At 62.4% G+C, this 12,124-nt stretch carries 7 protein-coding genes; 1 reads left to right on the top strand and 6 read right to left on the bottom strand.

Features of this window, described 5'->3' with window-relative positions:
• Positions 1–92: 92 nt before the first annotated feature.
• From AAIL67_RS16320 to AAIL67_RS16300, 5 genes are all read right to left on the bottom strand, one after another.
• Complete coding sequence (locus tag AAIL67_RS16320; protein ID WP_343484391.1) at positions 93–2,504, bottom strand: acyl-CoA dehydrogenase; 2,412 nt, start codon at positions 2,502–2,504, stop codon at positions 93–95.
• Positions 2,505–2,533: 29 nt separating this feature from the next.
• Positions 2,534–4,240, bottom strand: a complete 1,707-nt coding sequence (locus AAIL67_RS16315; RefSeq protein ID WP_343484390.1) for a GMC family oxidoreductase N-terminal domain-containing protein — start codon at positions 4,238–4,240, stop codon at positions 2,534–2,536.
• 86 nt (positions 4,241–4,326) lie between these two features.
• On the bottom strand, positions 4,327–6,486 hold the full coding sequence (locus tag AAIL67_RS16310; RefSeq protein WP_343484389.1) for a 3-hydroxyacyl-CoA dehydrogenase NAD-binding domain-containing protein: 2,160 nt from the start codon (positions 6,484–6,486) through the stop codon (positions 4,327–4,329).
• A gap of 17 nt (positions 6,487–6,503) precedes the next feature.
• Entirely contained in the window at positions 6,504–7,709 is a 1,206-nt protein-coding gene (locus AAIL67_RS16305) for an acetyl-CoA C-acetyltransferase (RefSeq protein WP_034410364.1), read from the bottom strand.
• A 286-nt stretch (positions 7,710–7,995) separates the two neighbouring features.
• Positions 7,996–8,739 carry an SDR family oxidoreductase gene (locus tag AAIL67_RS16300; protein ID WP_034378320.1) on the bottom strand — a complete coding sequence of 248 codons (744 nt, stop codon included), beginning with the start codon at positions 8,737–8,739 and terminating at the stop codon, positions 7,996–7,998.
• Between the two features lie 184 nt (positions 8,740–8,923).
• Here AAIL67_RS16300 and AAIL67_RS16295 point away from each other — a divergent pair, with 184 nt between their 5' ends.
• Positions 8,924–10,057: a CaiB/BaiF CoA-transferase family protein gene (locus AAIL67_RS16295; protein WP_059440856.1), complete on the top strand. Its 1,134-nt coding sequence runs from the start codon at positions 8,924–8,926 to the stop codon at positions 10,055–10,057.
• 269 nt (positions 10,058–10,326) lie between these two features.
• On the opposite strand, the gene AAIL67_RS16290 is transcribed toward AAIL67_RS16295, so the two are convergent.
• Positions 10,327–11,775 (bottom strand): sensor domain-containing diguanylate cyclase, encoded by a 1,449-nt coding sequence (locus AAIL67_RS16290; RefSeq protein ID WP_174447120.1) that lies wholly within the window; start codon positions 11,773–11,775, stop codon positions 10,327–10,329.
• Positions 11,776–12,124: the final 349 nt, after the last annotated feature.

Raw genomic sequence — 12,124 nt, 5'->3', positions numbered from 1 at the left:
TGAAAAACGTGATCTCCGCCACGTGGATTGAATGGAGTCTTGTATGCCCAGTAAAAAGGACGCGGCACATTGCGGTGTGCCGCGCCAAGTCACTAGGCAAGCAGTTCGCAGAAGGGCAGGTCCTTGTCCGCACGGGGCTCGGCAGCCAGCCCCAGCACGCGTTCGCCAATGCTGTTGAGCACCACCTCGTCGGTACCGCCCGCAATGCGCATGCCGGCAGAGCCGAACCACAGGCGCTCCACCATGGCAAAACGCTCTCCAAGTTCGCTGGCGGCCAGCACACCTCGCTCGCCCAGCAAGTCGATGGCGAAATAGCTAAAGGACTGCAGTGCGGCAGCGGCCACGTTCTTGGCGCCGCTCATTTCGGGGCCGGGCTGGCGACCCTTGCTCAGCGCCGTCAGAGCGCGGCACTGCAGCAGCCATAGCGCCTGCTCCTTCAGATAGAGGTCGGCCCAGCGCTCGCGCAGGCGACCGTCCTGCAGCGCCGGCCTGCCGTCAAATCGATGATCGGCCAGCAAGCCAGCCGTGGTGCGCCACAGCTCGGCGGGCATCACTCCGCCAATGGCCAGGCGCTCTGCCATCAAGCCTGTCAGCGTGACCTTCCAGCCACCACCCAGCTTGCCCACCATCTGACTATCGGGCACGAACACATCCTCGAAGAAGACTTCGTTGAACTCGGACTCTCCCCCTGCCTGGCGAATCGGGCGCACGGTAATGCCGGGCGACTTCATGTCCAGGAAGAAAGTGGTCAAGCCTTCAAACTTGCTGGCTTGGGGATTGGTACGAGTCAATACCAGACCAAACTGGGCAAACTGCGCGAGAGAGGTCCAGACCTTCTGGCCGTTGACGATCCATCCCTCGCGGCCATCGGTCGCACGCTCGGCACGGGTACGCACCATGCCCAGGTCAGAGCCTGCGCCGGGTTCACTCAGCAACTGGCACCAGAGGTTTTTGCCGCCCAGTGCCGGGGCCACATGCAGGGCCAGCACTTCGGCGCTGGCGTGCGCCATCACCGATGGCAACACCATGCCCAGGCTGACATTGAACATGCCTGTGGGCACCTTGACCCGCCCCTCCTCCTGGCGCCAGATCAGCTCCTGCATGGGTGTACCGCCCCGGCCACCCAGCACCTTGGGCCAGGTAATCGCACCAAAACCTGCTGCAGCCTTCTTGCCCTGCCAGAGCCGGGCTGCCTCCATGCGCTGCTCGGCAGTCATGTCACGACCGAAGTAGTCGTCGGCACTGGCCTTGGGCTCGGCATTGGCTTGCAGCCAGGCGCGGCATTCGGCGCGGAAGGCGACCTCTTCGGGCGTGTCCTCAAAGTCCATGGACTGACGGTCAGCCGCGGTCGAGCTCTGCACAATCGTCTCTTTCACAGGAGCAAGCAACCGCTTTTGCAACTCGGCCGCCACCTGCTCGCGCCAGGCGTGGATACTGCCTAGCTCCACGGCCTGCTGGCGCGCACGGCGGTAGAACAGATGGCAATCCAGCTCCCATGTATAGCCCATGCCGCCGTGGGTGTGCAGGTTTTCCTGTGCAGCATCCGACAGCGCCTGAGTGCTGCTCACGCGTGCTGCGGCGGCTGCGCCGGGCAGCTCGGACGCACCATCAGCCAGAGCCATGTCTGCCGTCAGCGCCCAGGCTCCGTAGTAGCAATGCGCACGGGCCAGCTGGTTGTTGGTGTAGAGATTGGCCAGCTTGTGCTTGATGCCCTGATAGGACCCAATGGGCCGGCCAAAGGCCTTGCGCTCCCTGGCGTAGTGGCAGGCCATCTCCAGCGCGGCGTCGGCTGCTCCCAGCTGTTCAAAGGCCAGCATCACGGCAGCACGATTGCGCACGCGTGCCAGCACCTGGGCAGCGCTGCAGGCTCCGTCAAGTTGCTCGGCCGCCGTGCCGTCAAAGCGCAACAAGGCATAGGGCTTGGAAGGATCCAGCGTCTTGAGCTTCTTGCGCTGCACCGAGCCGTCACACCTGAAGGCCACCAGCACATCCGCCCCCATCGCATTGCGCGCCAGCGCCACCCCCCATTGCGCGGCCATGCCATCGGCCACCAGCGGACACTCCCCCTTCAAGGTCTTGCCGTCAAACAGGGGCAGAGCGTATGGCGGCTCCTGCCCGTCCGTCGGCGCTGCCAGACAGCCAATGCTTCCACCCGAAACCGGCAGCAGCCATTGCCTTCGTTGCGCAGACTGCTCCTGTGTAGATAGCAGGACGGCCTGCACCGCCAGATACATGGTCGATGCCAGAGGCACGGGACTGAGCTGGCGGCCCACTTCTTCGGCTACCACGCACATTTCCATGGCACCGAGGCCGATACCGCCGCAGTCCTCCGGCAGCATCAGGCTGCTCACACCCAGCTGGGCCATGCCGCTCCATACGTCCTGCGCATGGTGACCCTCGCCCTCGAGCAAGGCACGCGCCTGCGTCAGCGGCGATTCCCTGGTCAGGAATTTTCGTATTTCGTTGCGCAATGCATTCTGGTCGTCACTGAAATCGAAGTTCATCTTTTTGCCTCCACCCAATCTTCCAAAGCTCAAACCACGGCGGCGGCGCATGCGCCATCCGGCAGCACGGCTGCCACATTCCACCGCCTTGCAGCGGGCGGCGCCAGGCCCAGCACCAGATCTGCGCCCTTATCGCCAATCACCACCGATGCAGCATTCGTGTTTCCCGACACCAGATGCGGCATGACCGAGGCATCGATCACGCGCAGACCCTGCACGCCCTTGACCCGGAGGTCGGGGGTGACCACACTTCGCGGATCGGCCGCATGGCCCATGCGGCAGCTGCCGCAGGCGTGGTGGCCCGATCCCATGTACATGGAGATCCAGTCCAGCAGCTCCTCGTCGCTTTGCAGGCCAGGTGCCGGGCGCGTCTGCGTTTCGATCAGGCCGGCCAGCGCGGGCTGCTGGGCAATCCTGCTGGCCATGCGTACTCCATGGAGCAGCGCCTTGCGGTCACGCTCGTCGTGCAGAAAGTTCATGCGAATGCTGGCCAGCTCCTCGGGCTTGCTGCTCCTGAGCCTGAGCTGGCCGCGTGAATAGGGCCGCACCTGATAGGGCGCCATCGTCATGCCGGGGAAGGCCTCGGTGCGGTAGTTCTTGCCGCCCTGCATATAGCCCTCGATATCGCCGGTCACGGGCAGGCCGTGAATCTGGATGTCGTTGTAGGGCAGGCTGGAGTCACTGCGGAACCATGCGGCAAACTCCGAGGCCGGCATGGCCATGGCTCCCTGCCTGGTCAACAGGTACTGAATGAGCGAAGCGCCAATCCCCAGGCCGCGCAGCGAGCGGTTGAGGCTGGGCGTTCCGGCCTTCATGCGCCAGGACATGGGGACAATCGCATGGTCCTGCAGATTGGCGCCCACCCCGGGCAGATCCACCTTGACCTCGATCCCCATCTCCTGCAGGTGCGCTGCCGGGCCGATGCCCGAAAGCATCAGCAACTGGGGCGACTGCAGGGCCCCTGCACACAGCAGGACTTCCTTGCTGGCGCGAGCTGCATGGCTTGCGCCAGCCTTGTCCCTCCAGTGCACCGTGCTGGCGCGCAGCCCGTCCAGACCTATGCGGGTGACCAGCACCTGCATGCGCACATCCAGATTGAGCCGCCGCATGGCGGGCTCGATGGCGTTTTTGGCCACCGACGAGCGCTGACCATTCTTGAGATTGACCTGAAACAGCCCTGCCCCGTCGGGATGGCCGTTGTTGAAATCCTTGCATGCGGGCATGCCGGCTTGAATGGCGGCCTGTACCATGGCCAGCGATACGGGATGGGGATTGTGCAGATTGTTGGCCGTCAGCGGCCCGCCGCGCCCATGCCAGGGCCGGGTGAATTCTTGTTCGCTGCGCTGCTGGTCTTCGGTGCGCACAAAGTAGGGCAGCAACTCGTCATAGCTCCAGCCCGCCGCCCCTTGCTCAGCCCAGCTGTCGAAGTCCGCGCGATCGCCGCGCACATAAATCATGCCGTTGATGGAAGATGAGCCCCCCAGGCGCTTGCCTCGCGGCAGGCTGATACGGCGCTTGGCTGCGTACTGCTCGGGCTCTGTTTCGTGCCCCCAGGAATAACGGGAACTGTTGATCATCTGGCCCCAGCCAGAAGGCATGGAGACCAGCAAATCCTTGTGGCTTGCGCCACCTTCCAGCAGCAGGACCTTGTGCTGTCGGTTCTCGCTCAGCCGTGCGGCCAGTGTGCCGCCCGCCGAGCCCGCGCCTATGACGATGTAATCGAAGACTTCATCCATGGCTTGTCTCCATTGATTGTTATTGGATGAGTGACTGTGTCGAGCCGATACCGGGTGAGCGCGCCCGCCCACCCTTTGCGGCCTGCTCAGGCCCTGGCAGTCTTTCCGTAGAAGGTCTGCCCCCTGGCCGCCATATCGCGCAGTATCTGTGGCGGGCGCAGTTGCTCGCCAAACAGATCTGCCAGGCGATCGGCCTCGGCCACGAACTGCGCCAGACCTATGCCGTCGATAAAGCAGAAGGGGCCGCCGGTATAGGCGGGGAAGCCCACCCCCAGAATCGAGCCGATGTCGCCATCGGCCGGCGCCAGCAGCACGCCCTCTTCCATGGCACGCGCTCCTTCGACGGCCTGCACATAGAGAATGCGCTGCTTGAGGTCGTGCGCGCTGGGTTGCAGGTCTTTCAGCGGGTAATGCTCGGCCAGGCCCGGCCAGATGCGCTTGCCGCTTTCATCGTAGTCATAGAAGCCCTTGCCCACCTTGCGGCCCAGACGGCCCAGCTCGAACAGCTTGCCGATCACCGGCACGGAGCGACCGGGCTTGTATTCCCCTGGGAACTCTTTGGCCTGGGATTCGCCCGCATGCTTGGACAGATCAATCGACAGCTCGTCGGTAATCGCCAGCGGCCCCACGGGCATGCCCGCATGCTTTGCACAGTTCTCTATCAATGCAGGGGCAATGCCTTCTGCCACCATGCCGATGGCATCATCCACAAACGCGCCGATGAAGCGGCTGGTGAAAAAGCCGCGCTTGTCGTTGACGACAATGGGCGTCTTCTTGAGTTGAGCCACGAAATCCAGTGCCTGCGCCAGCGTGGCATCCGATGTCTGCTTGCCGCGAATGACTTCCACCAGCGGCATCTTGTCGGCCGGCGAGAAGAAGTGCAGGCCGATAAAGCGATCGGGCCTGTCGCTCGCCTGCGCCAGCAGACTGATGGGCAGGGCCGAGGTGTTGCTGGCCAGCACGCAGCCGGGCGGCAGCACGGCGTCCAGCTTGCGGGTCACTTCAGCCTTGATGGCACGGTCTTCGAACACGGCTTCGACCACCATATCGGCATCGCGCAGTAGCTCGTAATCGGTGCCGGGCGTGATGCGAGCGAGGATGGCATCGGCCTTCTCGCGGCTCTGGCGGCCCTTGTCCACCTGCTTGGCCAGTGTCTTCTCGGAGTACTGCTTGCCCTTGTCCGCAGTTGCCTGATCCCGGTCTATCAGCACCACCTGAATACCGCGCTGGGCGGCCACCAAGGCAATGCCCGCGCCCATCATACCTGCGCCTATCAGACCCAGCTTGCGGCATTGGAAGGGCTCCAAGCCTGCAGGACGGTGCATGCCTTTCTCGGCCTTGGTCTTGTTGACAAAGAGCGTGCGAATCATGCCGCGCGCCACGGGACTGCGCGACAGCGTGGCCATGTATTTGCTCTCGATGCGCAGGCCCTTGTCCATGGGCAGCTGGCAACCTTCGTAGATGCAGCTTTGAATGCACAGCGGCGCCGGCATATTGTGAAAGGTCTTGGCCTGCAGCATGGTGTTGCCCACCACGAAAGCCGGTGCCACGCGCGCATCCAGCGGGCCGCCACCGGGGATGCGAAAGCCTTTCACATCCCAGGGCTGCACCGCCGTGGGACTGGCCAGCAGCCAGGCCTTGGCAGCGCCGAGCAACTGCTCGGGAGCCACCACCTCGTCCACCAGTCCGGCCTCCCTGGCCTTCACTGCCTGCAACTGCTTGCCCTCCATCAGAAAAGGCATTGCAGCCAGAATACCGATCATGCGCGGCAGGCGCTGGGTGCCGCCGGCACCGGGCAGCAAGCCCACTTGCGCCTCGGGCAGACCGACCATGACCGTGGGTGCATCGGCTGCAATGCGGTGGTGGCAGGCCAGGCAGATTTCATAGCCGCCGCCCAATGCCATGCCGTTGATGGCCGCCACCAGCGGCTTGCCCAAGGTCTCCAGTTTGCGCAGCAGCCTGGACAACGATGCGCAGGAGGCGAACAGTTCCTCGATGGGCATGTCCGCCATGGCGTCGATATTGGCCTCCATGCCCAGCAGGTCGGCCCCCGCGACAAAGCTGTCCTTGCCCGAGGTGATGATGCCGCCGCGCACCCGGTCGTCGCCGTGCATGCGTGCGATACAGGCCTCCAGGCTGTCCATGAAAGCCTGGTCGATCACATTCATGGTCTTGCCGGGGTAATCCAGCGTCAGCGTGGCAATGCCGTCCTCATCTACGGCGTAGCGAATGATTTCCGTTGTCATGACTTGTGCTCCCTCACTCACACGCGTTCGATGATCATGGCCGAGCCCATGCCCGCGGCCACGCACAGGCTGATCAGCGCCGTGCGCTTGCCGGTGCGCTCCAGCTCGTCCAGCACCGTGCCCAGAATCATGGCGCCGGTCGCACCCAGCGGGTGGCCCATCGCGATTGCTCCGCCGTTGACGTTCATGCGCTCATGGGGAATGTCCAACTCCTCCATCATGGTCAGCACCACCGTGGCAAAGGCCTCGTTGAGCTCCCACAGATCGATGTCCGAAGCCTGCATGCGCGCCCTGGCCAAAGCCTTGCGTGCGGCATGGGCCGGGCCGTCCAGCATCAAGGTCGGCTCGGAGCCGATGCTGGCAAAGGCGCGGATGCGGGCCCTGGGCTTCATGCCCTGCCTGGCACCGGCCTCGGCCGTGCCGATCAGCACGGCAGCCGCCCCGTCGACAATGCCCGAGCTGTTGCCTGCATGGTGATGATGGTGAATCTGCTCGACCTGCGGATAGCGCTGCAGCGCCACGCTGTCATAACCGTATTTCTGGCCCATCTCGGTGAAAGCGGGCTTGAGGGCGGCCAGCGAATCGGCGGTGGTCTCGGCTCGAATGGTCTCGTCCTTTTCCAGCAGCGTCATGCCCAGGAAGTCTTTGACGGGAACGACAGACTGGTCAAAGCGACCTTCCGTCCAGGCCTTGGCCGCGCGGCGGTGGCTTTCGGCCGAGTACTCGTCCAGATCACGGCGGCTGTGGCCGCGCAGCGATGCCAGCAAGTCTGCCGAGATGCCCTGCATCACAAAATAGGTCTTGCTGGCCAGTTGCGGGTCCTGCGCCCAGGCGCCGCCATCGGAGCCCATGGGTACGCGGGACATCATCTCCACGCCGGCACCGATCGTCATGTCGGCCTGGCCGGCCATCACCTTGGCCGCGGCAAAGCTCACCGCCTCCAGGCCCGAGCCGCAGTAGCGATTGAGCTGCACGCCGGCCACGCTCTGTGCATAGTCGGCCTGCAGCACCGCCATGCGGCCCACATTGCCACCCTGCTCGCCCACGGGCACCACGCAGCCCATGATCACGTCGTCCACCACCGCCGTATCGAGCCGATTGCGCTCACGCAGCGCCACCAGCGGCTGCGCGGCCAGCCAGACCGGCGTCACCTCATGCAGTGCGCCATCCGGCTTGCCCTTGCCTCGGGGGGTTCGGACATGGTCGAAGATCAATGCCTCCATCTGCTTTCCTCACATCACCAGGTTGTTATCGAGTTCTTTTTCAGATTGCCATACGGCTTTTGCCCAAACCTACCTGATTCGGACTAGGGGCAGACTATGAGAAAAACCGGCCGCAACCGCCCCTGGTGGCACATGGCTTGCACCGCCGGGCGCGAAAGCTGGTTTGCGCCGCCAGAATGCCCGCACCGGAGGCTCTGTCGCCTTCGCTGCCACAACTCGCGGTCCCATGAGTGACAAAAAAGCCTTCCGGCTTGCACCGGAAGGCTGTTGAGGACGGCTGCTGAACTCAGGCCACCAGACCACCGCCGTTGACCGGCAGCACCTGGCCGTTGACCCACTCAGCCTCGGTCGATGCCAGATAGCTCACGGCCGCACCCACATCCTGGGGCGATCCTGCCCGGCCCACGGACGTACCCTTTCTGGCAATCTTCTCCGAGCCTTCCCAGTTGTTCATGGTGCCCAGCGACAGAGCGTTGGCCGTCACCCCGTGCGGGCCCACTTCGCCCGAGAGATTGCGAATGAAGCCAATCGCGGCCGCCTTGGCTGCACCATAGGCGCACAGCCCCATGCCCGTGGCCGTGCGCGCCGCGTCGGAGTTGATGGCCACAATGCGCCCCCAGCCCTGCTCCTGCATGGAGGGCAGCAGAGCCTGGCAGGCATGCATCAACCCATGCAGATTGAGCTGCAGCCAGGCGTTCCATTCGGACTCGGGCGACTGCAGAAACGGCGTGTAGCCCCAGCCCTGGGCCGGGATACCGGCGTTGTGCACAAAGATATCGACCACACCGACCTCGTCCCGAATGCGCTGCACCATGGCAAAAATGGCGTCGCGATCCGTCAGATCCGCCGCCTGTGCCGATGCCTTCAATCCCGCTTCGCGCAGCTGACTTGCCGCACTCTCGGCGCGGTCCTGATGAAAGTCGTTCACCACCACATGCGCGCCCTGCGCGGCCAGCGCCTGCGCGATGCCGAACCCCATGCCGCGCCCGGCACCGCTGACCAGCGCCACTTTCCCATCCAGCCTGAACATGTATTGCTCTCCTTTTTTTATGGAATGTCCAGTGTTGGCCTGGCTTTCACCCCGGACATACTCCAAACGGACGGGTCCAAAACCGGCAGGATCCACAAGATAGAAAAGTCGCAGACAAAAACAGGAGACCGACTTGAGTACAGAACACCCTTTTCAAGGCCAGAGCCCGGGGCCTTTGGCCGGAATGCGTGTCATCGAATTTGCAGGCATAGGCCCTGCCCCCTTTGCCGGCATGATGCTGGCCGATATGGGTGCCGAAGTGATTCTCATCGAGCGCAGCGCAGACCATGCTGCGGCATCCCGCTACCCGCGCATGGCGCAGAACCGGGGCAAGAAGTCCATCGCGCTAGACCTCAAGTCCGAGGGCGGACGCGCCGCCGCCTGGAAGCTGATCGAGTCTGCCGACGCGCTCATCGAGGGCTTCAGACCCGGCGTGATGGAGCGCCTAGGCTTCAGTCCCGAGGAAGTCGCCCGCCGCGCGCCGCGCCTGGTCTTTGGCCGCGTCACCGGCTGGGGGCAGACCGGCCCCCTGTCCCAGGCCGCAGGCCATGACATCAACTATGTGGCGCTGACGGGCGTGATGTCCACCTCCATGCGCCCCGGCCAAGCTCCCGTGCTGCCGCCCACCATCGTGGGCGATATGGCGGGCGGTGCCATGTTCTTGCTGTTCGGAATCATGTGCGCCATGCACGAGGCTCGTCAATCCGGCAGGGGCCAGGTGGTGGACGCAGCCATGATCGACGGAGTGAGCGCCATGAGTGGTCTGATGCACCAGATGCGCAGCGGCATGGGCTACTGGAAGGACGATCCCGCACAGAATCACTTTCTCAACACTTCACCCTTCTATGAAGTATTCGAGTGCGCAGATGGCAAGCACATCACCCTGGGCGCCATCGAGCCGCAGTTCTATGCCTTGCAGCTGCAAAAGCTGGGCCTGAGCGATGTGGACCCCAGGCGCCAGTACCAGAGCTCCGACTGGCCCGAAGTCAAGGCCCGCGTGGCCGAAATCGTGCGCAGGAAGACGCAGGCACAGTGGAGCGAAGAGCTCGAAGGCAGCGATGTCTGCTTTGCCCCGGTACTGAGCCTGGCCGAGGCACCCGCTCATCCACACAACGCCCAGCGCAATCTGTTCGTCGATCTGGAAGTGGACGGCAGTACCCAGCGCCAGCCCTCACCGGCCCCACGCTTTTCACGCACCCCAGCGCGCCGCCCCACACCGGGAACCAGGATCGGGCAGGACACCGATGCCGTGCTCGCATCCCTGGGCTATGCCAGGGCAGATATTGCGGCGCTGCGCGCCAGCAAGGCATGCGCCTGAGCAAGGCATGCGCCCGAGCAACTGCCTGAGACAGCCACTATCAAAATAAAAGCTGCCAGCACAATATATCAATGGAATTCAGATACTTTCAATGCTGATATCTATTGATATCAAGCGCTTGCAGCTATTAGTTTTGTATGCAGTTCTCCTTGCCGGGCAAATGCCGTTGGCCGAGAACCGGGGTGCATGCTTCAACGCAAGGCAAGTCCGGTAGGCACCAGGCCCCTTGCGCCACGCCGGTAAGCCAGGCAAGGGTTTGCGGAGCACTATTATGAATACGCGCTTGACAAAGCGACCTTGTTACGGCCCGTCATCTTGGCGCTGTACAGCGCCTTGTCGGCCGAACGCAAAATCGTCGGCATATCCAGATCTCTTGCCGGCACCCAGGCAGCACAACCTATGCTGACCGTGACGCACCCGAATTCGCTTCCAGTGTGCGCAATGGCAAGCTGTGCGATCGCCGCACGAATATTCTCGGCAATGAGCGCCCCTCCATCCAGGGGCGTGTCGGGCAACACCACGATGAATTCCTCACCTCCATAGCGTGCCGCACTGTCTTCCGGGCGCCGAATATTATCGCCAATGCATTTCGCCACGGTCGCCAGAACAGCATCCCCGGCCTGATGCCCGTAAGTGTCGTTATAGGCCTTGAACCAATCGATATCCACGAACAACAGCGAAAAAGCGCTGTGATTCCTTTTTGCCCTGCGCCATTCGTGATCGATGATTTCATCGAGTTTGCGGCGGTTGCTCAAGCCAGTCAGGCCGTCGGTACGTGCCAGCATCGCCAATTCAGACTCTGCGCACATGCGGCGTTTGAGCTGCACTCCGAAAGCGAAGGACAGGCCAATGAAAGCCATGGTGAGCATCCCCATGACAGAGGTAATCAGCAAGGCTCTCTGTCGCCAGACCGCGTAAATATCGGAATGCGCCTTGGCCACCATGATGATGAATGGCAAGCTGGGCAGATTCTTGAAGTAATACGCCCGCTGGGCCCCATCAAGGTACGACGTATCCGAAAAGCTGCCTTCGGGTGCCGACATGAACTGCTGGAACGTGCTTGCATTGCGGATATTGCGCCCGATGACCTTTGCATCGAAGGGCTGCCGCATCATCATGGCTCCGTCTTTCCTTATCAAGGCCAGCGATCCGTGTTTACCTAGCGAAAGCGCAGAAAACAGTTTCTGAAAGTACTCCAGCTGAACATCTATCAGCACAATGCCGGCAAAAGAGCCGTCCGCATGGGAAATCCGACGACTCAGAGGAATGCTCAGGGAGCCGCCATGCAGCGCGGATGAATAAGGGTCCCCCACGTAGAGCCCGATGCTTGGGCTTTCTTTGTGCACCTTGAAAAAGTCATGATCCGAGTAATGCCCATTCACCGCATTCTCGACCCCTGCATTGAGGGCAATTTTTCCGTCTGCGTCAAGAACCAGGATGGATCCCAGATAGGTCGCGGTCGCGGCCTTGTCGAACAAGGCCGCATTACGCAGATGCGGCGAGGCGGCCATCACCTCGGAATCGTTGAGTCCATCGACCACGGCTTGCAACGACAGTGCATAGAGCTCGAAGTTCCGAACCACGTCATTTTCAGCAAGAAGGGCAACATTGCGTGATGTTTCTATCGCATGCTCCATTGCATCCAGCCGACTCTGATAGAGGACGACGGTACAGATCACTGTCATCGACAGCGCAATAATCCCACCCACCAAGAGCATTGCATAGGGCGCACCAGAAATGAAGTTGAAGTGATCAAGAGCAGGCTTGCGAAATAGTTTCATGTCGTTGCTGTATTTGAGCGAGCCGGTCACATTTCTTCTGTTTAGCCATGCAAGTGCTTTCTTCCGTAGGAACACCGGATACTCACCCTCGCGCACGTCATTCTGCCTTGGTTTCTCTAGTGAGGGGCGGGGGGTTATCTTGCTCTGGAAGGCATTCGCACCGCGACCGCCAGCTTGTTTTCAAACGATTGAACTGGCGCGGATGAAATATATGAGAAGCAAGCCAGGGAGACCATGTGGCCATGCTGCGCGGACAAGCTGTGCGCAAGCAAACTCCAGGACCTGG

This window comes from Comamonas sp. A7-5, from assembly GCF_039581385.1.
In the GTDB taxonomy this organism is placed as follows: domain Bacteria; phylum Pseudomonadota; class Gammaproteobacteria; order Burkholderiales; family Burkholderiaceae_C; genus Comamonas; species Comamonas thiooxydans.
The sequence above is the reverse complement of the archived record's forward strand: the minus strand, read 5'-3'. Positions and strand labels throughout refer to the sequence as shown.

Bases quoted from the DNA above. Each gene is read 5' to 3' on its own strand.
- AAIL67_RS16305 (WP_034410364.1), bottom strand. From the start codon at position 7,709: ATGGAGGCATTGATCTTCGACCATGTCCGAACCCCCCGAGGCAAGGGC.
- AAIL67_RS16320 (WP_343484391.1), bottom strand. From the start codon at position 2,504: ATGAACTTCGATTTCAGTGACGACCAGAATGCATTGCGCAACGAAATA.
- AAIL67_RS16290 (WP_174447120.1), bottom strand. From the start codon at position 11,775: ATGCTCTTGGTGGGTGGGATTATTGCGCTGTCGATGACAGTGATCTGT.
- AAIL67_RS16300 (WP_034378320.1), bottom strand. From the start codon at position 8,739: ATGTTCAGGCTGGATGGGAAAGTGGCGCTGGTCAGCGGTGCCGGGCGC.
- AAIL67_RS16315 (WP_343484390.1), bottom strand. From the start codon at position 4,240: ATGGATGAAGTCTTCGATTACATCGTCATAGGCGCGGGCTCGGCGGGC.
- AAIL67_RS16295 (WP_059440856.1), top strand. From the start codon at position 8,924: ATGCGTGTCATCGAATTTGCAGGCATAGGCCCTGCCCCCTTTGCCGGC.
- AAIL67_RS16310 (WP_343484389.1), bottom strand. From the start codon at position 6,486: ATGACAACGGAAATCATTCGCTACGCCGTAGATGAGGACGGCATTGCC.